The organism is Tateyamaria armeniaca (assembly GCF_045797845.1).
Taxonomy (GTDB): Bacteria; Pseudomonadota; Alphaproteobacteria; order Rhodobacterales; family Rhodobacteraceae; genus Tateyamaria; species Tateyamaria armeniaca.
Genome location: NZ_JBHDIY010000002.1, coordinates 2,666,178 through 2,690,754 on the forward strand (window position 1 = coordinate 2,666,178; position 24,577 = coordinate 2,690,754).

Genomic DNA, 24,577 nt, shown 5'->3' on the forward strand with positions numbered 1-24,577 from the left:
GAAGCTCCGTTCTGCATATCTGGCGGCATGTGTCGCGGTTCTAGGGGAGAAGCCGTTGCGCTGTCCCTCACCGACTGCGATCGCACCACGCATATCTCTCATGGCGGCGAGGCGGATCACGTTGATCTGGGCCAGGGCCGCGTGATGTGGCGCGACTGGTGGAGCCAGGAGGGGACGGCGACGTCGTTTTCAATCGTCGACTGTGCGCCCGGCACCGCGCTGACCTTTCGCACGCAGGAAGACAATATGGGGCGCCGCTTGCCCTTTGATCGCACCGACAAGGCATTGGCCGTGATCGAACGCCACGAGGCGGGCGCGCGCGCCTTTGCCACCTTGGACCGCATGGCCACCGATCTGGACAACATCGCGCGCGACATCGCCATCACGACACTTGAGGCAGAGCCCTGCGCCTGCGCCGCACTTTACCCGGATGCCCGGGGGGACAAGACAGAATTCATGCTGGGCTGACCCAGACAGACGACAAGCGGGGACATACCCCGGAGGGACGACATGATTGGACTTGAACACTACCTGACCGTTGCGGCGACGCTGTTCGTCATCGGCATTTTCGGGCTGTTTCTGAACCGCAAGAACGTGATCATCCTGCTGATGAGCATCGAATTGATGCTCTTGGCGGTGAACATCAACCTTGTGGCGTTCTCCTCCTTCCTCGACGACCTTGTGGGGCAGGTGTTCACCTTGTTCGTGCTGACCGTCGCCGCCGCCGAGGCCGCCATCGGTCTTGCGATCCTCGTCTGCTTCTTCCGCAACCGTGGCACCATCGCGGTTGAAGACGTCAACGTGATGAAGGGTTGAGACCATGGAAGCGGGCTATTCGACGCGGGTCGGCTTCGTTAACAGGAACGCGCAGGTCGTGATCCGAAAGACTGATTTGGACGGAAACGACCACATGCAAAAAGTTTATCAAGTCGGGTGTTCTGAGTGCGGCGCAGTGTACGGTGCGAATGGCAGCGATTTACACCTCAGAAAATGCCCTGAGTGCCAGTCAGGTCAATCGGGACTGGAGTTTAAATAATGGAAACCATCCTCCTCTTTGCCCCCCTCGTTGGCGCGCTGCTCTGTGGCTTTGGCTGGCGCATCTTTGGCGAGGCTCCGGCCTGCTGGATCGCGACGAGCCTGCTGTTCCTCAGCGCGATCCTGTCGTGGATCGTGTTCCTGACCTTTGACGGCACCACGGAAAACATCCAGATCATGCGCTGGATCGAAAGCGGTACGCTTAGCACCGATTGGGCCATTCGCCTCGACCGCCTGACAGCGATTATGCTGATCGTGATCACCACGGTCTCAAGCCTCGTGCACCTCTATTCCTTTGGCTACATGGCGGATGATCCGCAGTGGCGTGAGGGCGAAAGCTATAAGCCGCGCTTCTTTGCGTACCTGTCCTTCTTCACCTTTGCGATGCTGATGCTGGTGACGGCCGACAACCTTGTGCAGATGTTCTTTGGCTGGGAAGGGGTCGGTGTCGCATCCTACCTGCTGATCGGATTTTACTATCGCAAACCCACGGCCAATGCCGCTGCCATCAAGGCCTTTGTGGTCAACCGTGTGGGCGATTTCGGCTTTGCGCTGGGTATCTTCGCGCTGTTTTTCCTGACGGACTCGATCCGCTTTGACGACATTTTTGCGGCCGCCCCAACGCTGGCTGAAACGCAACTGACCTTCCTGTGGACGGAATGGAATGCGGCGAACCTGATCGCCTTCCTGCTGTTCGTCGGGGCCATGGGCAAATCGGCGCAACTGTTCCTGCACACCTGGCTGCCGGACGCGATGGAGGGTCCGACACCTGTGTCCGCCCTGATCCACGCCGCGACCATGGTGACGGCGGGGGTCTTTCTTGTCTGCCGCATGTCGCCCCTGATGGAGTTTGCGCCCGAAGCGATGGCGTTCGTCACCTTCCTGGGCGCTGCGACCGCATTCTTTGCCGCGACCGTGGGTCTGGTACAGACCGACATCAAGCGCGTGATCGCCTATTCGACTTGCTCGCAGCTTGGCTACATGTTCGTGGCCGCGGGCGTGGGCATGTATTCGGCCGCGATGTTCCACCTGCTCACCCACGCCTTCTTCAAGGCGATGCTGTTCCTTGGAGCCGGCTCCGTCATTCACGCGATGCACCACGAACAGGACATGATGAACTACGGCGGTTTGCGCAAAAAGATACCGTATACGTTCTGGGCCATGATGATCGGCACGCTGGCCATCACAGGCGTCGGCATTCCGGTCTGGATCTTCACGCTGGGTGAAATCCCCATCGGGTTCGCGGGCTTCCAGTCCAAGGATGCGATTGTCGAAAGCGCCTATGCGGCCGGGACGGGCTTCAGTTTCTGGGCCTTGGTCCTCGCAGCCCTCATGACCAGTTTCTACAGCTGGCGTCTGATGTTCCTGACCTTCTATGGCGAAGCGCGTGGCGACAAGCACACCCATGATCACGCCCATGAAAGCCCGATGACCATGATCATACCGCTGGGCGTTTTGTCCGTCGGTGCGATCTTTGCGGGCATGGTCTGGTACGGATCGTTCTTTGGCCACACCGATCAGGTCGCCAAGTTCTACGGCATTCCTTATGCCGAAGAGGGTGAGGATCATTCCGCCATTGTGACCGAGCGCGACAAGGCGGCCGAGAAGAAAGAGGGCGAACACCACTACGTCTTCGCTGGTGAGCCAGGCGAAGGAGCGATCTATATCGGTGAGGGCAACACGGTGCTCGATGACGCGCACAAGGTGCCCTATTGGGTCAAAACCTCGCCCTTCGCGGCGATGCTGATCGGGTTCCTGATGGCCTATTGGTTCTATATCAAGAACCCCAGCCTGCCCGGCCGTCTCGCCGAAAACCAGCGCCCGCTCTACCTGTTCCTCAAGAACAAGTGGTATTTTGACGAACTCTACAACTACATCTTCATCCAGCCTGCGATGTGGATCGGCAAGCAGTTGTGGAAGAAGGGCGACGGCAACGTCATCGACGGATCGATCAACGGCGTGTCCATGGGCATCGTGCCCTTCATCACGCGCCTCGCCGGTCGGGCGCAGTCGGGCTACATCTTTACCTATGCATTCGCGATGGTGATCGGGATTGCGGTTCTGATCACATGGATGAGCCTCAGTGGAGGAGCGAACTGATGCTGCAGGCGCTTCCATTTGAATTTTGGGTGGTGGCAGGCGGGCTGACCCTGTTGATGGCCGTGGCCGCGTTCTTTCTGGGCGCGCCGCAATGGTGGCAGCGTGGCCTTGCGCGCTCGGCACTGGTTGTTTCGTGTGCCGGGCTGTTCGTTTACACGATGACTTACGTGTCGGTTCTTGCTGCAGTGATTGTGGTGGTTCTGCCCCTGCTTATGATCATCGCCTTTTTCACCAATCTATTCGGGGGATTGTTCTGATGGACAACCTTCTATCCATCGTCACCTTCATGCCTGCGGTCGCAGCGCTGATCCTCGCCATTTTCCTGCGCGGCGATGACGAGGCGGCCAACCGCAACGCCAAATGGGTGGCGATGGCTACCACGTCGATCACCTTTGTCGTGTCGCTGTTCATCCTTTTCGGTTTTGACCGCAACGACACCGGCTTTCAGTTCGTGGAAGAGGGCGCGTGGATCATGGGCCTGTCTTACAAGATGGGTGTGGACGGGATTTCGGTGCTGTTCGTGATGCTGACCACCTTCATGATGCCGCTGGTTATCGCGGCCTCTTGGAATGTGGAAACCCGGGTCAAGGAATACATGATCGCGTTCCTGATGCTCGAAACGCTGATGCTGGGCGTGTTCATGGCGTTGGATCTGGTGCTGTTCTACCTGTTCTTTGAGGCCGGTCTGATCCCGATGTTCCTGATCATTGGCATCTGGGGCGGGGCGAACCGGATCTATGCGAGCTTCAAATTCTTCCTTTATACCTTCCTCGGCTCGGTCCTGATGCTGGTGGCGATGGTGGGGATGTATGCGGATGCGGGCACCACGGACATCGAACGGCTGCTGGTGCACAATTTCGGGTTCGAGACATTTGATCTGCTCGGCATCCAGATTGTGGGTGGCTTGCAGACGCTGCTGTTCCTCGCCTTCTTTGCCAGCTTTGCGGTCAAGATGCCGATGTGGCCGGTGCACACATGGTTGCCGGATGCGCACGTGCAGGCCCCGACGGCGGGGTCTGTCGTGCTGGCGGCGATCCTTTTGAAGCTGGGCGGCTACGGGTTCATCCGCTTTTCCCTGCCTATGTTTCCGGTAGGGGCAGAGGTGATGACACCGCTGGTGCTCTGGATGTCGGCGATTGCGATTGTCTACACCTCGCTGGTGGCGCTGGTGCAGGAAGACATGAAAAAGCTGATCGCCTATTCCTCCGTCGCCCATATGGGGTTCGTGACCATGGGTATCTTTGCGGCGAACCAGCAGGGCGTGGATGGCGCGATTTTCCAGATGCTCAGCCACGGGTTCATCTCTGGTGCGCTCTTCCTCTGTGTCGGCGTGATCTATGACCGGATGCACACCCGCGAGATCGACGCCTATGGCGGTCTCGTGAACCGGATGCCGGCCTATGCGCTGATCTTTATGTTGTTCACAATGGCCAATGTGGGCTTGCCGGGCACTTCGGGTTTCGTCGGCGAATTCCTGACGCTGATGGCGGTGTTCCAGGTCAACACATGGGTGGCGCTGGTCGCGACGTCTGGTGTGATCTTTTCGGCAGCTTATGCGCTGTGGCTTTACCGCCGTGTCGTCATGGGCGATCTGATCAAGGAAAGCCTGAAATCGATCACCGACATGACCCGCCGGGAAAAGGCGATCTTTGCGCCACTGGTGGTGATGACGATCCTGCTGGGCGTGTACCCGGCGCTGATCCTTGACATCACCGGTCCGTCCGTGGCCGCATTGGTAAGCAACTATGATACGGCGCTGGCCGCGGCAGAGGCCGCCACCCAGCTTGCTGCGAACTGAGTAAGGACGAAAGCCCATGGCTGCTGATCTGACCATCATCCTGCCCGAAATCCTGCTGGCTGTCTTTGCCATGCTGGGGCTGCTTGGCGCGGTCTACACGTCCAAGGACGGTCTGGCCTCTGCACTGCTTTGGGCGACGGCTGCCGTGTTTCTGGCCGTTGCCGCGTGGATCGGGTTCACGGGCGAGGGCACCAATATCGCCTTTGGCGGCATGTTCGTGGATGATGCATTCTCGCGCTTTGCCAAAGTGGTGATACTTATGTCCGCCGCCGCTGTTTTGTTGATGAGCGAAGGCTACATGTCCGCGCGCGGCATATTGCGGTTTGAATACCCGGTGCTGGTTGTGCTGGCGGCTGTGGGTATGATGATGATGGTGTCTGCCGGGGATCTTATGGCGCTATACATGGGGCTCGAGTTGCAATCGCTGGCCCTGTACGTTGTTGCCTCCCTGCGCCGGGATTCCGTGAAATCGACCGAGGCGGGGCTGAAGTATTTCGTGCTCGGCGCACTGTCTTCCGGCCTGCTGCTTTATGGGGCGTCGCTGGTCTATGGCTATGCAGGCACAACCCTGTTTTCGGGCATTGTTCAGGTGGCCGAAGGCGGCATCTCGCTTGGGTTGCTCTTTGGCCTTGTGTTCCTGATGGCGGGCTTTGCCTTCAAAGTGTCTGCCGTGCCGTTCCACATGTGGACGCCGGACGTCTACGAAGGCTCGCCCACGCCGATCACCGCATTCTTTGCCACGGCCCCCAAGGTTGCAGCCATGGCGCTGTTCGCACGGGTCATGCATGACGCGTTCGGCGGGGCAGTGGCCGACTGGCAGCAGATTATGGCATTGCTGTCCGTCCTGTCGATGTTCCTCGGGGCATTCGCGGCTATTGGACAGACCAATATCAAGCGTCTGATGGCATTCTCGTCGATTGCGCATATGGGATACGCGCTGATGGGGCTGGCGGCGGGCACCGTGCTGGGTGTGCAGGCGATGCTGGTCTATATGGCGATTTACGTCACCATGAACGTGGGCACCTTTGCCTTTATCCTGATGATGGAGAAGGACGGGCAGCCTGTGACGGATATTGGATCGCTCAACATGTATGCCAAGCGTGAACCCGGCCGGGCACTGGCAATGCTGGTCCTGCTGTTTTCGCTGGCAGGTGTGCCGCCGATGCTCGGGTTCTTTGGCAAGCTTTACGTGCTGCGCGCGGCCTACGAGGCGGACCTCGTCTGGCTGGCGGTTGCGGGTGTCATCGCATCCGTGATCGGCGCCTATTACTATCTGCGCATCGTGTTCTTCATGTATTTCGGCGATGAGCCCGAAGAGGGTCTGAACGGTGGCAAATCCGTCATCCTCGGTGCGATGCTGATGGGATCGGCGGCGATCATGGTCTTTGGCATCGTCAACATGTTCGGTGTTGAAGGCGCTGCGGCGATGGCCGCGCAGACACTGGTCAACTAGGCCCTTTTTGCGACCCGACCCTCCGGGGGGAGTTTTTCTGGCGAGATGAAGATGAGCGCCTGGCCAGATGGATACGGTCGTTGCGTCCTTGCGCAGGTGGATTCCACGCTGAGCGAGGCGGCCCGTATTGCGCCTGACCTGTCTGGCCCCACCTGGATTCTCGCCCATCGCCAGACAGCACCGCGTGGTCGACGCGGGCGGCCCTGGACCATGCCGGTCGGCAACTTTGCTGCGACCCTCGTGATGCCGCTGGCAGAGCCGCCGGGGCAGGCAGCGCTGCGGTCTTTTGTTGTCTCTTTGGCCTTGTATGAGGCGTTTGTTGCGGCCACGGGCCGGGCGGAAGCCTTTGCGCTCAAATGGCCCAACGACGTGCTTTTGCGCGGTGGCAAGGTGGCAGGCATCCTGCTTGAGACGATTGCGACCGGAGGGCGGACCAGCCATCTGGCGATCGGCGTCGGGATCAATCTGGCAACGGCCCCCGATGTGGCCGAGGTCGAGGCGGGGGCCACGCGTCCAGTCGCTTTGAGGTCCGAACTGGCTGTGGACATCGCAGCGGAGGATTTTCTGGACCTGCTGGCACAGTCTTATGCCCGTTTTGAAGACCAGTTTGTCACTTACGGCTTTGCGCCGATCCGGACCGCCTGGCTCGCCCATGCGGCGCGGTTGGGGGAACCCATCACGGCACGCACCACCCGTGATGTACATCACGGCACGTTTGCGGATGTGGACGACAGCGGGCAACTTGTTCTAGAGACGCAGCATGGCCGCATGACCATCCCTGCGGGCGACGTCTATTTCTGAAGGGGGTTCTCCATGCTCTTGGCCATCGACTGCGGCAACACCAACACCGTGTTTGCGATCTGGGACGGTGAGGCGTTCCTTGGCACTTGGCGCACCTCGACCGAGTGGCAGCGCACGGCGGATCAGTATTACGTGTGGCTGTCGACCCTGATGAAATTCCAGAACATCGATGTCGAGATCACGGATGTGATTGTGTCATCGACTGTGCCGCGTGTGGTGTTCAACCTGCGCGTCTTTGCCGATCGCTATTTCAACACGCGCCCCATCGTGGTCGGCAAGCCCGATTGCCTGCTGCCCGTGGACGTGCGCGTGGATGAGGGGACGGCCGTGGGCCCGGACCGGCTGGTCAACACGGTGGCGGGCTTTGATCTTTTTGGTGGCGATTTGATCATGGTCGATTTCGGCACCGCGACTACCTTTGATGTGGTGGCCAGTGACGGCGCCTATATCGGCGGGGTGATCGCACCAGGCGTGAACCTGTCCCTTGAGGCGCTGCACAACGCCGCCGCCGCCTTGCCACATGTGGACATCACCAAGCCGCAGGCCGTGGTCGGCACCAACACCGTCGCCTGTATGCAATCGGGCGTGTTTTGGGGTTACGTCGGCCTTGTTCGTGAGATATGTGCCCGAATCAAAGCGGAACGCGCCCGCGACATGCGCGTCATTTCAACCGGGGGTCTGGCACCGCTGTTTCAGCAGTCCGAAACCCTCTTTGACCATTACATCGACGATTTGACGATGCATGGCCTGACGGTCATCCATCGCTATAACAAGGAAAATAACTGACACAATGAGCAGTGAACGATTGATCTACCTGCCCCTGGGGGGGCGGGTGAAATTGGCATGAACGCCTATGTCTACGGCTATGGAGCGCCCGAACAGGAACGCCTGATCGTGGTCGACCTTGGCGTGACGTTCCCGGATATGGACGGAACACCGGGCGTGGATTTGATCCTGCCCGACATCGCTTGGCTGGCTGAGCGGCGCGACCGGATCGAGGGGATATTCATCACCCACGCCCACGAGGACCATGTGGGCGCCGTGGCGCACACCTACGAACAACTGGGTGCGCCCGTCTATGCGCGCCCCTTCACCGCCAATATCGCAAGCCGAAAGATGGGCGAACATGGCCATCCCGATGATGCGGTGAACGTCGTCGCCGCCTGGCCCGAACAGGTGCAGGCAGGCCCGTTCAAGGTGGGCTTTCTGCCCATGTCCCACTCGATCCCGGAAAGTGCGGCACTTGTCATCGACACACCCGATGGCCGCGTCATCCACTCTGGTGATTTCAAACTGGACGAGACCCCGCTGGTGGGTGAGCCGTTTGATCCCGCCCTTTGGGCCGAGGTCAGCAAGGATGGGGTCAAGGCGCTGATCTGCGACAGCACCAACATCTTTTCCCCGCATCCCGGACGGTCCGAAGCGACACTGGGCCCAGAGATCGAAAAGCTGGTGCGCGCGCATGATACAGGCATCGTTGTGGCCACCACCTTTGCGTCCAACGTGGCCCGTGTCAAAACACTGGCAGAGGCGGGCGAGCGGGCAGGGCGATCCATCGTGCTGCTGGGCCGTGCGATGCGTCGCATGATCGAGGCGGCTGTGGAAACCGGCGTGCTCAAGGACTTTCCAAGCACGGTAAGTCCCGAAGATGCCCGCAACATCCCGCGTGAAAACCTGATGCTGCTGGTGACGGGATCGCAAGGCGAACGCCGCGCGGCCTCGGCCCAACTGGCCAACGGCAAGTACATGGGGCTGGAGTTGAAAGAGGGCGATCTGTTCCTGTTTTCGTCCAAGACCATTCCGGGCAATGAACGCGGTGTAATCCGCATCATGAACCAGCTTTCGGAAAAAGGTGTGGATGTGGTTGACGATTCCTCGGGCCTGTATCACGTGTCGGGCCATGCCAACCGCCCGGATCTTGAGCGTCTGCAGGACATCGTGAACCCGCAGGTCGTGGTGCCGATGCACGGCGAACACCGGCATTTGCGCGAACACGTCAAGCTGACAGAAGGCAAAGGGCGCACGGGCGTTCTGGCCGTGAACGGCATGATGATTGACCTCAGCGGCAATGCGCCACGTGTTGTCGAATATGTGGAAACCGGGCGCACCTATCTCGACGGCTCAGTGCAGATCGGCGCGCTGGACGGCGTGGTGCGGGATCGCATCCGCATGGCGCTGAACGGGCATGTGACGGTCACGCTGATCCTTGATGAAGAGGACGAACCGCTGGGCGAGCCGTGGTGCGAAACCATGGGGATGGCCGAAACGGGGCGTTCCCGGGCCGCTATGGTCGATGTGTTCGAGGCCGATCTGAGCCAGTTTCTGGGCCGCGCAGACGCCAAGACACTGCGCGACGATGAAAAGCTGGAAGAGGCCCTGCGGCGCATCGTGCGCAAGACCGCGCAGGACGAGATCGGCAAGAAACCGGAAGTGACGGTTGTGATCAGCCGGATGCACTGATGCACCACTGCTATCGCGATATCCTTGATCGTGTGAGTGATCCGCCTGTGTGGTTTGACGAGGCCGCAGTGCCACGTTTCGAGCCTTTCAGTCCTCAGCAAACGGCCAATATCTACGCATATGAGGCGGTTCTGGTTCGTATTGAGTGCCAGGGCTGCCAACATCCCTTTGATGTCGCTTTTACATCCACGGCGGCGTCAAAACCTTTGCCCAAGGTCGAGCGCGCAGACCGCAGCTATCCGTTGTTGCGGGATTACATCCGTGCGGGGCAACTCCATTACGGTGATCCGCCCAACATTGAATGCTGCGCTGCGGGTGCAAGCATGAACAGCGTGCCCCGCCAAGTGCTTGAATACTGGGTGAAACCTTACGTGCTGGGCGAGGGCGTTTGCAGTTCCTGGCCAAGACGTGCCATGCCCGAAGATCCAACGAAGTGGATCAAACCGAGCCGTGTCATTCTTGCGCCGGATGCTATGCACTTCCGGCGCGAGCGCGACTTGGAGACTTATGATCTGACGCCAGACTGGGCGCGCTGATCCATCAGCTCGCGCGGCGTTCTTCGAAACTCAACTCGATAAAACTGGGTGTGTGATCGCCCAGACCCACGACCTTGTTGCCGCCGCGATCCTCGCGGTTCGACGACCGGTTGCGGCCTCCGGACGATCCGCGACCACGCCCGCGCTCCGGCTTTGGCTCTGCCGGCGTGTCAGCCACTGGCTCTGTGCTCGCCTCGACCGTTGCTGACGCTTCGACTTGTTCAGCCACCGCTTCGGAGGGCGCGTCGGCTTTGGGCTTGCGCGGTGCGCGGGTGCGTTTGGGCTTTTCCGCCTTGGGCGCATCATCATCCGCGGCAGGGGCCGGGGCAGTGTTGCCAAGCGGATTGTCCAAACGCGGAATTTCCTTCTGGATCAGCTTTTCGATGGCATCGAAATTCTTCTCATCACGCGGAACGCAAATCATCATGGCCTTGCCATCACGCCCGGCACGGCCAGTGCGGCCGATGCGGTGAACATAGTCTTCGGCATGGCTGGGCACATCAAAGTTAAAGACGTGACTGACCGACGGCACATCAAGCCCGCGCGCGGCCACGTCCGAGGCCACGAGGAAGCGCAACTCACCATTGCGGAACCCGTCGAGCGTGCGCGTGCGCTGTGACTGGTCCAGATCGCCATGGATCGGGGCCGCATCATATCCGTATTTTTTCAAGGACTTGGCGACGATATCCACGTCCGTCTTGCGGTTGCAGAAGATGATTGCGTTGGTGCACTTTTCACCCTCGCCATCGATCATCAGGCGCAGAACTTTGCGTTTTTCGGACCCCTCGCGGTCACGGCGCGAGCCCTTGAACATGACCACGCCCTGTTCGATGGTTTCGGAGGCCGTGGCCTGACGGGCCACTTCGATCCGCTCGGGGTTGGACAGGAAGGTGTTGGTGATCCGCTCGATCTCCGGCGCCATGGTGGCCGAAAAGAACAGCGTCTGTCGGGTGAATGGCGTGAGGCCAAAGATCCGCTCGATGTCCGGAATGAACCCCATGTCGAGCATCCGGTCCGCTTCGTCCACGACCATGACTTTTACGTCGTTCAGGATCAGTTTGCCGCGCTCGAAATGGTCGAGCAGGCGACCGGGAGTGGCGATCAGCACGTCGACGCCCTTGTCGATCAGCGTGTCCTGTTCCTTGAAGCTGACGCCGCCGATCAGCAGCGCTTTGCTCAGCTTGACGTATTTTGCATATGTGTCGAAGTTTTCGGCAACCTGTGCCGCCAATTCGCGCGTCGGGCACAGCACAAGGCTGCGCGGCATGCGCGCGCGGGCGCGTCCCCGGGCAAGCTGCGTGATGAGGGGCAGGGTGAAGCTCGCTGTTTTGCCGGTGCCCGTCTGGGCAATCCCCAGCACATCGCGCCCTTCAAGGGCGGGGGGAATCGCGCCTTCCTGAATAGGGGTTGGGGTTTCGTAGCCAGCCTCTTCGACTGCTTTGAGGACCTTCGGGTTGAGGTTCAGATCAGAGAATTTTGTCATGTATGTCCGTGAGTTGCGGACACTGACTTGGCCCGCTGCGTCTGATGATGTCGGCCCGCATGGCCCAAAGTGGAGGCATATTGCCCCGACATGCTGCGCGTCCATAACAAAGCCACCGCGCCCCGTCAAACAGCATCGGTTTCAAGGGGTTGCGGGGTGTCAAAGGGCGACGTTGGGGAAATGGCGTGCAACAGCGCCATCAAGGTCGAGGGCGGCGAGACGCAATAGGCCCTGGGCCTCAAGGCGCGCCCGCAAATCGGGGCTGTCCCCGATCACCTCGTCATAGAAGGCGCGCAGGCCCGCCGCGCCCTGTTCGGCCTCGATCCGCTGGAACAGGTCATGCAGGGAAAGCCCGCCCTGTTCTGGCTGCGTCGCGGGCTTGAGTTCAGCCCGGTAGGACCCTTTTTGAAGTCGGTAGGCATAAGACGCCTGCCAGCTTTCCCACGACTTGGCATGGCAATGGGCGAGGTCGATCTCACCAAGCTCCGCGGCCCCTTCCAGCATCTCGCCGTTCTGAAAGGCGTTGTGGATTTTGACGGTGACCGTGTCCAACCCCGTGCGCACAAACAGCTTTCCCGCCACATGACTGAGGAACCCGCCTTTGAGATGTCGCCCGAAATTGGGATAGATTTGGTCAACGCGCGCGCGGCGCTGTCCGTCGGCGGGGATGAACGCCTTGAACGCATCGGTGCCGCCGCCCAGCAACTCCATGGGTCGCACGCGGGCTGACGTTAGATCATCCGGCAGACCTGCCAGCACATCGGCCACTGGCACGCGAGGGACAAGGAATTCATCGACGTCCATATGGATCAGCCAGTCGACTTCGGCCCGGCGGTTGTAGGCGTGGGTCGCGTTCATCGTCTGGCGCACTTGATGCTTGTCAGGGCGCTTGCCGCCAAGCCGTTTCCAATGCGCTGTATCACAGGTCTGAACCCGGATTTTCGAATGTGCTTTCAAGGCGTTATAGGCATCCGGTGTGTCATCATCGAGGTAGATGTAAAGCCGGTGCGCCCCCTGATCGAGATGGTAGGCGGCAAAGCGTAGGATATCTGGTGTGGGCGCGAGGATCGTGGCGGACAGGCCCCAGGTGGTCACGTCTCAGCCCTCCAACTTGCCGAAATAGCGCCGAACCTTGGCATCAAGGTCAAGGCAGCGCGTGATCAGCATGTCATGGGCCCCCAAGAGGTCAAGCCGCTCAGGCTCTGCACTGCTCATTTCGCGGTGAAACGCGCGCAAGGAGTCCTTGTCAGGATCATCGATCAGGGCGCGGATCAGGTGACCCAGCGGGTTCAGGCGCCCCTTGCGATCATGATAGCTGCCCTTGTCGAGCCGATAGGCCATATGCCGTTGAAAAGTCTCGAAATCCGGGGCATGGGCATGGCCAAGATCAAGGCCTTCGATACGTGCGCCGCCCCGCACGATCTTTCCCTTGTGGCGCAGCGCGTGGATGCCCAGACGAACGCCGTCCAGCCCAGTTCGCGCAATCAGTTTGGGACTCAGCGTGCTGATGAAACCGCCCGGAATATGTGCGCCATAAGTTGGGTAAATCTTGCGTTTAAGGGCCGCGCGCGCCGGGCGTTTGAAGTGATGCGGATCGCCCTGGCTGTCGAGCATCTCGCAGGGATCGACTGAGACATAAGGCACGTTCGGATCGACAGCGGCCAGCAGGTCGGGCAGGAGTGATGGCGCCAGCAGAAATTCGTCCACATCGATATGCGCCAACCAATCCAGTTGCGAGATGCGGTACATGCGCGTTGCGTTGAACACCTGCCGCATCTGGTGCGTGCTGCGCGCGCGCGCCGGTTTGCCCTGCCAATACGCGTCGTCGCATTGGGTAAACCGGACCTTGGGATGGGCCAGACGGTCGGCAAGTGCCTCGTCCGGCACGTCCAGATGAACGTGGACGCGATTGGCCCCCAGATCGAGGTGATAGGCGATAAAGCGGGCGATTTGAGGCAGCGACCCCTTGACCGTCGACACGATCCCCCAACGCAAACGATCCGGATCGGTCTGGACAGGTTGCGGGACGGGGACGCTCAGGTCTGCCATCGGCTCAGACCATCATTTCCTTGGTCGCGGTCAGCGTGATGTCCGGGTAATCCCGCGCAACGCGGTCGATATCCCATTGCAGGCGCGTCAGGTAGACAATGTCGCCGTCGTGATCATGGCTGATGTGTTGCTTGTTACTTTCCACAAACTTATCAACGGCTTGCCGATCACCCTTCACCCAGCGGGCAGAGGTGAATTGCGATGCCTCGAACCGCACGGGCAGCCCGTATTCCAGCTCGATCCGGCTGGCCAGCACTTCGAATTGCAGCGCCCCCACGACGCCGACGATGAACCCCGACCCGATGGAAGGTTTGAAGACTTTGGCCGCGCCTTCCTCGGCAAACTGCATCAGCGCTTTTTCGAGGTGTTTGGATTTCAGCGGATCGCCAGCGCGCACGCCTTGCAACAGTTCCGGGGCAAAGGACGGGATGCCCGTCACCCGCAACGCTTCGCCCTCGGTCAGCGTGTCGCCGATGCGCAGTTGCCCGTGGTTCGGGATGCCCATGATGTCGCCGGCCCACGCCTCTTCGGCCAGTTCCCGGTCGCTCGCAAGGAACATCACCGGGTTGGAAATTGCCATGGGCTTTTTGGTGCGCACATGGGTCAGCTTCATGCCGCGTTTGAAGTGCCCGCTTGCCATCCGTACGAACGCGACACGGTCGCGGTGTTTGGGATCCATATTCGCCTGCACCTTAAAGACAAAGCCGGAGACTTTCGTTTCTTCGGGCAGGATCTGGCGCGGTTCAGCCGATTGGATCTGTGGCTGGGGGCCGTAGGATGCGATCCCTTCCATCAGTTCCTTGACCCCGAACGAGTTGATGGCAGAGCCAAACCAGATCGGTGTAAGCGAGCCTTCAAGCATCGCGTCCCGATCCAGGGGTGGCAGCAATTCCCGCGCCATTTCAAGCTCTTCCCGCAGGGTGTTCAACTGATCCTCGGGCACGTATTGCTCCAGTTTCGGATCGTCCAGCCCGTTGATCTCGATGCTTTCAGCGACCTTGTTGCGGTCGGCACGGTCCATCAGTTCCAGCCGGTCGCGCAGGATATCGTAACAGCCGATGAAATCGCGGCCGACCCCGATGGGCCAACTGGCCGGGGTCACGTCAATGGCCAGATTTTCCTGAATCTCGTCAATGATTTCAAAGGTGTCGCGGCTTTCCCGATCCATCTTGTTGCAGAATGTCAGGATCGGCAGGTCGCGCATCCGGCAGACTTCGAACAGCTTTTGCGTCTGGCTTTCCACCCCTTTCGCCCCGTCGATCACCATGATCGCAGCATCGACGGCAGTCAGGGTGCGATAGGTGTCTTCGGAAAAGTCGGAGTGGCCGGGCGTGTCGACCAGATTGAACCGGAACTCTTTGAAATCAAATGACATTGCAGAGGCTGAGACGGAAATGCCCCGATCCTTCTCCATCGCCATGAAATCCGAGCGCGTGCGCCGTGCCTCGCCCTTGGCGCGCACCTGTCCGGCCATCTGGATCGCGCCGCCGAACAGCAGGAATTTCTCGGTCAGCGTGGTCTTGCCAGCGTCCGGGTGCGAAATAATCGCAAACGTCCGGCGGCGGGCAATTTCGGGGGGCAATTCTGGGCGATTGTCGAGCATGACAGCCCTATATCCGGGGTGCAGTGGGGCGGCAAGTGACCGCGAAGACCACCGTGCACAGGAATTGCAGATCCGGTCAGCGCAATGCGCACGTCCGATACTGCTGCCAGATTTTGACAGGGGTGTTGGCGTAGTGTTCCTCATCACCAACCCAAGGAGACAAGAATATGACTTTCGACGAAGTGGCGAACAAACTGGTGGACGGCTGCCGCACTGGTAAAACCACCGAAAACCTCGACCTGCTGTATGCACCCGACGCCGTGTCAGTCGAAGCGATGGACAATGGCAATGGTCGCGAAGTGCAGGGCCTTGATGCCATCAAGGGCAAGCATGAGTGGTGGGACAGCACCTTTGAGATGATCAGCGGCGATGTGTCTGATCCGTTTCCAAGCGGTGATGACCGTTTTGCGGTGATCTTTGAGATCAAGGTCAAGCACAAGGAAAGCGGCGAAGTGAGCGATATGAAAGAGGTGGCACTGTACACCGTGGACGACGGCAAGATCGTGCGGGAAGAGTTCTTTTACAGCGAATAAGGTCAGGGCGGGTGAAAACCCGCCTTAGCCCGTCACCGCAATGACGCACGCCGCAGCAGTTCCGCGGCATCGGGCCGGTCCAGCAGGGTTTCTGTCACATCCAGCCCCGACAGGCCCGCGTCACCATGTACGTTCAGGTCTGCGGTGATTTCATCCGGCAGCGCCGATCTGGTGCGCGTGTCGATCAGCATGGATTCGGCGGCAATACCTTCGGCATAGATGATCTGGTGGCTGTCAAAGAGCAGCTCGAAATAATCGACAAACCCGCCATCCTGCACCACGACGGACTCTCCATTCACAAGATGGCGCACCTTGACCAGCAGTTCAGAGCGCCCCGCGCCAAGGCGATCCTTGCGCTGGTAGATGAACAACCGGTGGTCGGGCGAGACGATCAGGTCGCGGTCGTTGTTCAGCGCGCCAGCACGCACACATATGGGCGCAAAATCCCCCACGGCCCTCACGGTGGTCTGGCCAACCCAGCGCACCTCTTGGGGGCCGTCGTTGCGGGTGAGAACCCGGTCGCCGACTTCAAGCTCTTCAATCGGTTTCTGTGCGCCGGAGGCCAGCGTGATATGCGTGCCGCGCGTAAAGCGCGCGCAGGTCAGATGCGCGAATTTGGTGCGTGCCTCGTCCTTGTCCGTGCCCACTAGTGCGTATGGCGTGCGCGGGCTGAGACGGGCCAGCGGCAACAGATAGATCTGGGCAATGTCGCCATCCGCATCCGTTTCGACCAGAACGATGGCGTCTGTGATCTGTCCATCCGGAGACATCAGCGTCAGCGCGCAATCAAGGTGGATGTCCGCGCCATCCTGACCGACTTCGCTATCGGCAGCAATGGTCAGGTGGTCGTTGTCAGTGGCATGCAGTGTCAGGCGTTGGGGATCGGCGGTGCCGGCCAGTGAATAGACGTCGTCCAGCATCAGATCGTCGAGACACGACAGCGGATCGCCAAGGTTGGCTCCATGGCTCACCCGAAAATCCTCGGCCCGGAATACGGGCAGGTTCTGGGCCGGGCCGGAAGAGGGGGCGGATGTCATCATGCGCACTGCTTGGTTGTTTGCGACAGGCTAGCTTAGAATTGTGGCAAGGCTGGGTCAACGACCGGGTGTTTTGCTGGCGCATCGCGCCGTGCGGCGTTACCTGTTGGGCGACAAAGAACAGGGGAGACTGATCATGGATTTGGGAATCGCGGGAAAACGGGCCGTTGTATGTGCATCGTCCAAGGGGCTTGGACTGGGCTGTGCCGAGGCATTGGCAGAGGCGGGCGTGCATCTGGTCATGAACGCGCGCGGCGTCGACGCGCTTGAGGCCTCTGCCGAGGCAATCCGCGCGGCCCACGGTGTCGAAGTCACGACTGTCGCCGCCGATGTCAGCACCTCAAACGGGCAGGCGGCCCTGATCGAAGCGGCAGGCGACGCCGACATTCTGATCAACAACGCAGGCGGCCCACCCCCGGCATGTGGAGCGATTGGGACCGGGACGATTTCATCGCCGCCCTTGATGCCAACATGCTAACCCCAATCGCCCTCATCAAGGCGCTTGTGCCGGGCATGATGGATCGCGGCTGGGGCCGGGTGGTCAACATCACGTCGCAATCGGTCAAGGCGCCGATCCCGGTGCTGGGTCTGTCCAATTCCGCCCGTGCGGGGCTCACGGGCTATGTCGCTGGCACCTCGCGACAGGTCGCCAACAAGGGCGTGACCATCAACAACCTGTTGCCCGGCATCCATGCCACTGATCGTGCCGATGCGTTGGACGGCGGTGTTGTCAAGGCGCAGGGCATCTCGCTGGACGAGGCCCGCGCGCAACGTGCCGCGACCATCCCTGCGGGGCGGTATGGCACGCGCGAGGAGTTCGGCGCGGCCTGTGCGTTCCTGTGTTCGAAACATGCCGGGTTCATCGTGGGGCAGAACCTGCTGTTGGATGGCGGGGCGACCAACGCCACGATCTGAGGACGCGACAGGATGGCCAAGGCAGCCCCGACATTATCGCTGAAGGATCAGCTGTTTAACGCGGAAAGCTTAGGCGATCTGGCCGATGAATTTGCGGCCGGTGTGGATGGTTTTGACCGGGACCGTTTTCAGGCGCTGGCACTGTCGGGCGTGGCTGAACGGTCGCTGCTGGAATGCCTCGACTGGTTTGCGGATTGTATCGAACCGTACCTGGCCGCAGATTTCCCGACCATGGCCGATCAGTTGGAGGCGGCGATGCCGCCCCCGCTGGACCCGGAATTGCGGGATGATGACTTTGGCCGCTTCATTCACGCAGTGCCCGGCGTGCTGGCCGTTCGCCACGGGCTTGAAGATCATCGCGACCGCGCCTTGGATTTGCTGCACAGCGCCACGCAGCGCTTTTCGATGGAGTTCTACATCCGCCCGTTCCTGAACCGCTGGCCGGATGAGACACTGGCGCGTCTTGCGGTCTGGGCGGGGGACGAAAACTACCATGTGCGCCGATTGGTGAGCGAGGGGACGCGTCCCAAATTGCCATGGGCGCGCAAGATCGAGGTTGGACCCGAGCGGGTGCTGCCGCTATTGGACATGTTGCAGGGCGATCCAACGCGCTTTGTCACCCGCTCGGTCGCCAACCACCTCAATGACATCGCCAAAACGGATCCCGACACGGTGCTGACGCGGTTGGAGCGTTGGGAGGCGGATGGCCGTCAACACGAGGGTGAGCGCGCATGGATGCGCCGCCATGCCTTGCGCACGCTGGTCAAGGATGGGCATCCGGGGGCTATGGCAATGCTCGGCTATGCGGGCGATGCGCCTATAGACGTTGCACTTGCAGTGACGACGCCCGAGGTTGCCCTTGGATCGGCGCTGGAATTCGAGGTGACGCTGGGCTCTGATACTGACCTGCCCGTGCTTGTCGATTACCGCATCCGCTTTGCCCGCCCGAACGGGAAGAGCGGTGAAAAGGTGTTCAAACTGAAAGTGGCCGAGGTGAAGGCCGGTAAGCCGCTGGTGCTGAAGAAGGCCCACAAGCTCAAGGCCAATGCGACCACGTTTGAACTGCATCCCGGCACGCATGGGCTGGTTGTTCAGGTCAATGGGGTGGACCGGGCCGAGACGTCGTTCGAGATTGTCTGAGCCGGACCCATGTGCATGCGCGTTTCACTGCAGCGCTTGCGGGCGCGCGGCGGGCCTGATACCTCCCGACTGTTTTGATCGGGAATGGGTGTTTGGACGTGACTGACGCCACGCCGCCACGGCTGGAAATCCGCGACATGGTGCGCAGCTTTGGCGGGCGGCGTGTTGTGGATGGCGTCAGCCTGACCATTCAGCCGGGGCAGGTGACCTGCCTTCTGGGCCCGTCGGGCTGTGGCAAATCGACGACCCTGCGGATGATCGCCGGAGTCGAGATGCAGGATTCGGGCGAGATTTACGTGGACGGTGCGCTGATCTGCGACACGGTGTTCCGGGTTCCGCCCGAACGGCGCGAGATCGGCTTGATGTTTCAGGACTTTGCCCTGTTTCCGCACCTGAGCGTGGCTGGCAATGTCGCCTATGGGTTGAGCGGGACAAAGGCGGAAAAGCGCGCCCGCGTCGAGGAAATGCTGGCGCGGGTCCGGATGGAGCGGTTCATTGACATGTTTCCCCATCAACTGTCGGGCGGCGAACAGCAGCGTATCGCTTTGGCCCGGGCATTGGCGCCACGTCCGCGCATCATGCTGATGGACGAGCCGTTCTCGGGCCTCGACAACCGGTTGCGCGATGGCATCCGTGACGAGACTCTCGCGATCCTGAAGGAAGAGGACACAGGCGTTCTGCTCGTCACTCACGAACCCGATGAGGCGATGCGCATGGCCGATGAAATCGCCCTGATGCGCGATGGCAAGATCGTGCAGCGCGGCGCGCCCTACAATGTCTACACGCGGCCCGTCGATCGCGCGTCCGTCGCTTTTTTCAGTGATGCCAATCGGTTGCGCGCAACTGTTGAGGGTGCACTGGCGATGACCCCCTTTGGCCGCTTTCTTGCCCCCGGGGTTCCGGATGGCACGGAAGTAGACATCGTGTTTCGCCCGCAGCACGTAAAGATTGATTTCGACCGCGCCGGTGTCGGCCCTGGACCCACGGCGGCTGATGGCACCGCCGCACGTGCATCCGTTCTGCGTGCGCGGTTCATGGGCAATGAAAGCCTTGTGGAGTTTCGCCTGGATCATGACGGCGCGGTCATCAAGGTGACAGTGCCGGGTGTATTTCTGCCGCAGGCGGAGACAGTGATGTGGCTGCGCATCCGGCGCGACAAGTGTTTTGTATTCCCCGCCAAGGAGGGCATGTAATGGGACCGATGATTGTGGAATTTGGCCTCGGCACGTCCCTGCGCCGGGGCGATTACACCCAAGCCGCTGAACGCGCGGTGCGCGCCGCCCTTTGGCGCAATTCGATCAACCTCGCCGAATATATGGGAGTCGCCAAGGAAGATATGGTGATCGAGGTCCGCATCGGTTGCGCGCACCCCGAGGCGGTGGATGTCCAAGTTTTGGCGAACGTGTTTCCTTATGGGCAGACCTCTTTTGTCGTGGAAAAGGGCGGGCTGGATGTGGTGCGCCCAGAAGGCACCGGCAACCCTACCGTAATGGCGCAGGCCGCGCTGATCGTGTCGGTGACCTCTTCTGAGCGGCCCGGGGTGGCGACATGAGGGAACAACGTCTGATCATCGAGATGGCGCAAGGTATCGATCTGCACGGGCGCGATGACACCAAGGCGGCCCGCCGCGCGGTGGAGCAGGCGTTACAGGGCGCGTCCTTGCCGATTTTTGGCACGCTGGAGCTGGAGCGGGATGTGATGCGCGTCGTTGTCCACATCGGCGTGCCAAGGCCGGACGCGGTGGACGTGGACGTGATTGCAGCGCTGTTGCCCTATGGGTCGGTCGAAGTGGTGGTCGAGGCCGGAGGGCTGGATGTGCCCGTGGCGGGCGACGTGGCTGTGATGGCTGTCGCCGCGATTGAGGTGTTCCTGCCCAAAAGCTAGCCGCTGGATGGCGCGTCACAGGTTCGGATCGTAATCCGCCAAGGTCTTGCCAGGTTCATCCACGAACATCTCTGGCAGGGCTTCGGCGGCTTGGATGAGGTCCACCCGGAACACGCGGAATGCGTCGCGCATTTCGCACCATGCCGTCAGCGTCCAGACCCGCCCCCAATATTCCATATGCAGCGGGCGGATGGTGCGCGTCGTGATCCGGTCGCCTTTGGAGTGGTAGGTCAGGCGCAGTTTTTGCCGCGCACGGATCGCGGCGCGCAAGGTTGGCATCTGGGTAAAACCCCGCACTGCATCCGCGAACGGGTAGACGGCGAATTTCCATTTATCCGCGTCCCGCACGGTGCGTTCGGGCAGCACGGCGTCGATCTTGTCCGCAAGGCTTTGTGCGGCGGATTTGAGGGCGGGGTCGGCGGCCTCGGCAACGATGGCCATGCCGAGGTTGAGCGCTTCCAGTTCTTCGACCGTGAGGGTGAGGGGCGGCAGGCTGATCGCTTCGGTGATCATGTAGCCGACGCCGCGTTCGCCCTGCACCGGCACGCCAGAGGCCACGAGCGTGTCCATGTCGCGGTAGATCGTGCGCACCGACACCTCGAGCGCCTCAGCCATGTCCTGCGCGCGGTGCAGCCGCCCGTCACGCAGGATCTGGATGATGTCGAACAGGCGGTCGGTGCGGCGCATATTACCCCGGGTTCAGGTGAACGGTGGCGTGGCGCATATCCATGCCCTCTGGATCGATAAGCGCCATGAATGGTGCAGCTTCGGGCCGTTTGAACATCTCCTTGGCGGCGGCATCTGCTGCCGCGCGGCTGGTCCAGGTGATGTGATCGGTCCACAGGCCGCCCTCATCGCAACTGAGCGTGCGCGCAATCATGTCGCCAGTCCCCTGCAGAAAGGGCATCATGTCTTGGGCCGCTTTGGCAAAGGCTTGCGGATCGGACCCGGCTTTCAGGCGGAAGGTGACGATTTCGGCAGTTGTGGTCATGTGAAGTCTCCCAATCATGTGTGATGAGGGGGATATGGCAGAGTCCAACTGACACTAACCTGTCAGTTGAGTGCAGGCCACAGCAAAAATTCACGGAAATTCGGGTGCGCGCGCCGTCCGATCAACCGCAATGACTGGTCCGCGCCGCCCCGCACCCATAGAACGGTGCGCGACAGGCGGCGTCTGCCGCGCGCGATAGGAGAACTGAAATGTTGAACAATATTGGACTGCCCGGGATTCTGCTGATTGCAGTTGTGGTTCTGGTTCTGTTTGGCCGTGGCAAGATTTCCAGCCTGATGGGCGAAGTCGGTAAGGGCATCACCAGTTTCAAGAAGGGCATCAATGATGGTCAGAAAGAGCTGGAAGACGAGGCACAGGCCGATATCGCCGCCGAGGCCAAGGATGTCACACCCCAGCCAACGGATGCAGGCACGCACCCAAAGACCGACCTGAAAACCGAAAAAGACAAGGTCTGACCTATGTTCGACCTCGGCTGGACCGAGATGCTGGTGGTCGGGATCGTCGCGTTGATCGTGATCGGCCCCAAGGATCTGCCCGTGCTCTTTCGCAATGTCGGCCGCTGGGTCGGCAAGGCCAAGGGCATGGCACGTGAATTTTCAACCGCGATGAACCAGGCCGCTGACGATGCGGGCGTGAAGGACATTCAGAAAACGATCCGCACCGCGACAAACCCGGTCGGGTCGGCCATGGATGGGGTCAAGGATGCCGCCCGCGATGTGACATCATCCCTGTCCAACCTCGATCCTGATAGCGAAACCGGCAAGCTGGCTGCTGAAAAGGCGGAGCGCGCTGAAAACGCACGTAAAATTCAGGCGGCGACAGCACGCGCGCAGGCCGAGCGCAAGGCCAAGGAAGCGGCAGACGCGCTGAAAAAGGCCGAGGAACTGGAGGCCGCAGCGCCTCCTGCGCCGGCGCCAGTGAAAGAGACCAAAGATGGCTGACGCCCCCGACATGGACGACAGCACAGCACCGCTGATCGAGCATCTGGCAGAGCTGCGCACGCGGCTGATCCGCTCGGTCATGGCGTTTATCGTCGGAATCGTGCTGGCCTTCACCGTGGCCGAACCGATCCTGCAGTTTCTGCTGGGCCCAATCGAGGAAACCCTGCGCGATCTGGGCGATCCGTCCCCGACGATGCAATATACCAGCCCGCAGGAATACCTGTTCACGCTGTTCCGCATCTCAATGGTTTTTGGCTTTGCGCTCGCATTTCCGGTGATCGGGTTCCAGATGTGGCGCTTTGTGGCGCCGGGCCTGTACCGGCAGGAAAAGAACGCCTTTCTGCCCTTTCTGATCGCCTCGCCGCTGATGTTCTTCCTTGGTGCCTCCTTTGCCCATTTCGTGGTTACCCCGCTGGCCATGGCGTTTTTTCTTGGCTTTGCTGATGTGCCCTCGATCATTGCCGGGCTCATGAGCGGCTTTGTCAGCCCCGAGACGGTGCCGGATGTGGCGATCCCGGCGGCGCCGGAAACCAGCGATGGCATCCGCATCACCTTCTTTGGCAAGGTCAACGAAAGCCTTGATATCACGCTGAAATTCATCATGGCCTTTGGCCTGTGCTTTCAGCTGCCGGTGCTTTTGACCCTGATGGGCAAGGCCGGGCTGGTGAGTGCCGAGGGTCTGGCCAATGTGCGCAAATACGCGATGGTGGGCATTCTGGTGCTGGCCGCCCTTGTGACCCCGCCGGATGTGATCACCCAAGGCATCCTGTTCACGGTGGTCTACGGTCTTTACGAAATTTCGATTTTCCTTGTCGCCCGTGTCGAGGAAAAACGAGAGGCCAAGTTGCGCGCCGAAGGGTACTATGACGACGAAGACGAGGACGATCTGCCCGAGGAAGACGTGAAGTGATCGACGACCCGATGGATCGCATTGCGGCAGCCCTTGAGCGGATGTCGCCCGCGCCCATGGCCGCCCCCGATTTCGATGCAAGCAGCGCCTTTGTCTGGCAGACCGGGCCGGATCGTCTGGACCCGGTCGCGCAGGTGTCGCGCATCCCGCTGGATCTGCTTTTGGGGCTTGAGCGGTCGCGTGACACGCTGCTGGCCAACACCGTGCAATTCGCCAAGGGGTTACCCGCGAACAACGCGCTGCTGTGGGGCGCGCGTGGGATGGGAAAATCAAGCCTTGTCAAGGCGATACATGGCGCACTTGAGGCAGAACATCCGCAGCTGAAAATCGTGGAACTGCACCGGGAAGACCTGCCATCCGTCGGACGCTTGCTCGCTGTGTTGCGGCAGGCCGAGACGGCCCGCTTTGTCCTTTATTGCGATGATCTGAGCTTTTCCCACGACGATCAGCACTACAAATCCCTCAAGGCGGTGCTGGATGGCGGGATCGAGGGGCGGCCTGACAACGTGATCCTTTATGCCACGTCCAACCGCCGCCACCTGATGCCCCGCGACATGATCGAAAACGAGCGCGGATCGGCGATCAATCCATCCGAGGCGGTCGAGGAAAAAGTGTCGCTGTCGGATCGGTTCGGGCTGTGGCTTGGCTTTCATGCCTGCAATCAGGATCAGTACCTTGCCATGATCCGGGGCTATTGTGCCGCCTACGGTGTCGAGATCGACGATGACACCCTATGGGCCGAAGCGATTGAATGGCAGGCGACGCGCGGCGCGCGGTCGGGCCGTGTGGCATGGCAATACTTCTGCGATCTTGCAGGCCGTCGCGGCGTTGCCCTGTAAACGTCCGAGCCCGCCGCGACCCTGATCCCGAGAGAGGGCCGCGGCGTG

The 24,577-nt window shown here is 60.7% G+C and carries 25 protein-coding genes and 2 pseudogenes; 20 read left to right on the forward strand and 7 right to left on the reverse strand.

Annotated features, from left to right (window positions below; all coding sequences use genetic code 11):
* Positions 1-27: 27 nt before the first annotated feature.
* The 10 genes and pseudogenes from ACERZ8_RS13480 to ACERZ8_RS13525 all read left to right on the forward strand — a co-directional run bounded on the left by ACERZ8_RS13480 (position 28) and on the right by ACERZ8_RS13525 (position 10,183).
* Positions 28-468 (forward strand): hypothetical protein, encoded by a 441-nt coding sequence (locus ACERZ8_RS13480; protein ID WP_407592687.1) that lies wholly within the window; start codon positions 28-30, stop codon positions 466-468.
* Between the two features lie 42 nt (positions 469-510).
* Positions 511-816, forward strand: coding sequence for an NADH-quinone oxidoreductase subunit NuoK (nuoK, locus tag ACERZ8_RS13485; RefSeq protein ID WP_039686350.1), 306 nt, complete (start codon positions 511-513; stop codon positions 814-816).
* A gap of 219 nt (positions 817-1,035) precedes the next feature.
* Entirely contained in the window at positions 1,036-3,135 is a 2,100-nt protein-coding gene (gene nuoL, locus ACERZ8_RS13490) for an NADH-quinone oxidoreductase subunit L (protein WP_407592688.1), read from the forward strand.
* On the forward strand, positions 3,135-3,392 hold the full coding sequence (locus ACERZ8_RS13495; protein WP_407592689.1) for a hypothetical protein: 258 nt from the start codon (positions 3,135-3,137) through the stop codon (positions 3,390-3,392). Before nuoL ends, ACERZ8_RS13495 begins: the two co-directional genes overlap by 1 nt.
* Positions 3,392-4,933 carry an NADH-quinone oxidoreductase subunit M gene (locus tag ACERZ8_RS13500; protein ID WP_407592690.1) on the forward strand — a complete coding sequence of 514 codons (1,542 nt, stop codon included), beginning with the start codon at positions 3,392-3,394 and terminating at the stop codon, positions 4,931-4,933. The genes ACERZ8_RS13495 and ACERZ8_RS13500 overlap by 1 nt, the downstream gene beginning before the upstream one ends.
* 16 nt (positions 4,934-4,949) lie before the next feature.
* Entirely contained in the window at positions 4,950-6,386 is a 1,437-nt protein-coding gene (gene nuoN / locus ACERZ8_RS13505) for an NADH-quinone oxidoreductase subunit NuoN (protein WP_407592691.1), read from the forward strand.
* A 51-nt stretch (positions 6,387-6,437) separates the two neighbouring features.
* A complete protein-coding gene (locus ACERZ8_RS13510) occupies positions 6,438-7,187 on the forward strand; it encodes a biotin--[acetyl-CoA-carboxylase] ligase (RefSeq protein ID WP_407592692.1) in 750 nt (249 codons plus the stop codon).
* 12 nt (positions 7,188-7,199) lie between these two features.
* Positions 7,200-7,973, forward strand: coding sequence for a type III pantothenate kinase (locus ACERZ8_RS13515; RefSeq protein ID WP_407592693.1), 774 nt, complete (start codon positions 7,200-7,202; stop codon positions 7,971-7,973).
* 4 nt (positions 7,974-7,977) lie between these two features.
* Positions 7,978-9,647: pseudogene (locus ACERZ8_RS13520) on the forward strand (ribonuclease J).
* Between the two features lie 47 nt (positions 9,648-9,694).
* Positions 9,695-10,183, forward strand: coding sequence for a hypothetical protein (locus ACERZ8_RS13525; protein WP_407592694.1), 489 nt, complete (start codon positions 9,695-9,697; stop codon positions 10,181-10,183).
* Positions 10,184-10,187: 4 nt separating this feature from the next.
* Here the strand turns inward: ACERZ8_RS13525 and ACERZ8_RS13530 are convergent, their stop codons facing one another.
* From ACERZ8_RS13530 to ACERZ8_RS13545, 4 genes are all read right to left on the reverse strand, one after another.
* Complete coding sequence (locus ACERZ8_RS13530; RefSeq protein ID WP_407592695.1) at positions 10,188-11,666, reverse strand: DEAD/DEAH box helicase; 1,479 nt, start codon at positions 11,664-11,666, stop codon at positions 10,188-10,190.
* A gap of 159 nt (positions 11,667-11,825) precedes the next feature.
* Complete coding sequence (locus ACERZ8_RS13535) at positions 11,826-12,761, reverse strand: glycosyltransferase family 2 protein (RefSeq protein WP_407592696.1); 936 nt, start codon at positions 12,759-12,761, stop codon at positions 11,826-11,828.
* A gap of 3 nt (positions 12,762-12,764) precedes the next feature.
* On the reverse strand, positions 12,765-13,715 hold the full coding sequence (locus tag ACERZ8_RS13540) for a glycosyltransferase family 2 protein (protein WP_407592697.1): 951 nt from the start codon (positions 13,713-13,715) through the stop codon (positions 12,765-12,767).
* A gap of 4 nt (positions 13,716-13,719) precedes the next feature.
* A complete protein-coding gene (locus ACERZ8_RS13545; RefSeq protein ID WP_407592698.1) occupies positions 13,720-15,318 on the reverse strand; it encodes a peptide chain release factor 3 in 1,599 nt (532 codons plus the stop codon).
* Positions 15,319-15,485: 167 nt separating this feature from the next.
* Here ACERZ8_RS13545 and ACERZ8_RS13550 point away from each other — a divergent pair, with 167 nt between their 5' ends.
* Entirely contained in the window at positions 15,486-15,851 is a 366-nt protein-coding gene (locus tag ACERZ8_RS13550) for a SnoaL-like domain-containing protein (RefSeq protein ID WP_407592699.1), read from the forward strand.
* Positions 15,852-15,883: 32 nt separating this feature from the next.
* Here ACERZ8_RS13550 and ACERZ8_RS13555 read toward each other — a convergent pair whose 3' ends face one another.
* Entirely contained in the window at positions 15,884-16,888 is a 1,005-nt protein-coding gene (locus ACERZ8_RS13555) for a Hint domain-containing protein (RefSeq protein ID WP_407594271.1), read from the reverse strand.
* Between the two features lie 136 nt (positions 16,889-17,024).
* On the opposite strand from ACERZ8_RS13555, the pseudogene ACERZ8_RS13560 reads away from it, so the two are divergent.
* From ACERZ8_RS13560 to ACERZ8_RS13580, 5 genes and pseudogenes are all read left to right on the forward strand, one after another.
* Positions 17,025-17,803 (forward strand): annotated as a pseudogene (locus tag ACERZ8_RS13560) (SDR family oxidoreductase).
* Positions 17,804-17,815: 12 nt separating this feature from the next.
* Positions 17,816-18,943, forward strand: a complete 1,128-nt coding sequence (locus ACERZ8_RS13565; RefSeq protein ID WP_407592701.1) for a DNA alkylation repair protein — start codon at positions 17,816-17,818, stop codon at positions 18,941-18,943.
* Between the two features lie 137 nt (positions 18,944-19,080).
* On the forward strand, positions 19,081-20,136 hold the full coding sequence (locus tag ACERZ8_RS13570; protein ID WP_407594273.1) for an ABC transporter ATP-binding protein: 1,056 nt from the start codon (positions 19,081-19,083) through the stop codon (positions 20,134-20,136).
* Entirely contained in the window at positions 20,136-20,495 is a 360-nt protein-coding gene (locus ACERZ8_RS13575) for a Lin0512 family protein (RefSeq protein ID WP_407592702.1), read from the forward strand. The genes ACERZ8_RS13570 and ACERZ8_RS13575 overlap by 1 nt, the downstream gene beginning before the upstream one ends.
* Entirely contained in the window at positions 20,492-20,827 is a 336-nt protein-coding gene (locus ACERZ8_RS13580; RefSeq protein ID WP_407592703.1) for a Lin0512 family protein, read from the forward strand. The genes ACERZ8_RS13575 and ACERZ8_RS13580 overlap by 4 nt, the downstream gene beginning before the upstream one ends.
* Before the next feature lie 15 nt (positions 20,828-20,842).
* On the opposite strand, the gene ACERZ8_RS13585 is transcribed toward ACERZ8_RS13580, so the two are convergent.
* Together ACERZ8_RS13585 and ACERZ8_RS13590 are read right to left on the reverse strand one after the other, a co-directional pair.
* Positions 20,843-21,514, reverse strand: a complete 672-nt coding sequence (locus ACERZ8_RS13585; protein ID WP_407592704.1) for a helix-turn-helix transcriptional regulator — start codon at positions 21,512-21,514, stop codon at positions 20,843-20,845.
* 1 nt (position 21,515) lies between these two features.
* Positions 21,516-21,818 carry a hypothetical protein gene (locus ACERZ8_RS13590; protein ID WP_407592705.1) on the reverse strand — a complete coding sequence of 101 codons (303 nt, stop codon included), beginning with the start codon at positions 21,816-21,818 and terminating at the stop codon, positions 21,516-21,518.
* Between the two features lie 209 nt (positions 21,819-22,027).
* Here ACERZ8_RS13590 and ACERZ8_RS13595 point away from each other — a divergent pair, with 209 nt between their 5' ends.
* From ACERZ8_RS13595 to ACERZ8_RS13610, 4 genes are read left to right on the forward strand one after another with little or no spacing between them, the layout of a single operon-like run.
* Positions 22,028-22,294, forward strand: coding sequence for a twin-arginine translocase TatA/TatE family subunit (locus ACERZ8_RS13595; RefSeq protein ID WP_407592706.1), 267 nt, complete (start codon positions 22,028-22,030; stop codon positions 22,292-22,294).
* Positions 22,295-22,297: 3 nt separating this feature from the next.
* Complete coding sequence (gene tatB / locus ACERZ8_RS13600; protein ID WP_407592707.1) at positions 22,298-22,780, forward strand: Sec-independent protein translocase protein TatB; 483 nt, start codon at positions 22,298-22,300, stop codon at positions 22,778-22,780.
* On the forward strand, positions 22,773-23,690 hold the full coding sequence (gene tatC / locus ACERZ8_RS13605) for a twin-arginine translocase subunit TatC (RefSeq protein WP_407592708.1): 918 nt from the start codon (positions 22,773-22,775) through the stop codon (positions 23,688-23,690). Before tatB ends, tatC begins: the two co-directional genes overlap by 8 nt.
* The gene (locus tag ACERZ8_RS13610; protein WP_407592709.1) at positions 23,687-24,529 is read left to right on the forward strand and encodes an ATP-binding protein; all 843 of its coding nucleotides are present in this window, start codon (positions 23,687-23,689) and stop codon (positions 24,527-24,529) included. Before tatC ends, ACERZ8_RS13610 begins: the two co-directional genes overlap by 4 nt.
* Positions 24,530-24,577: the final 48 nt, after the last annotated feature.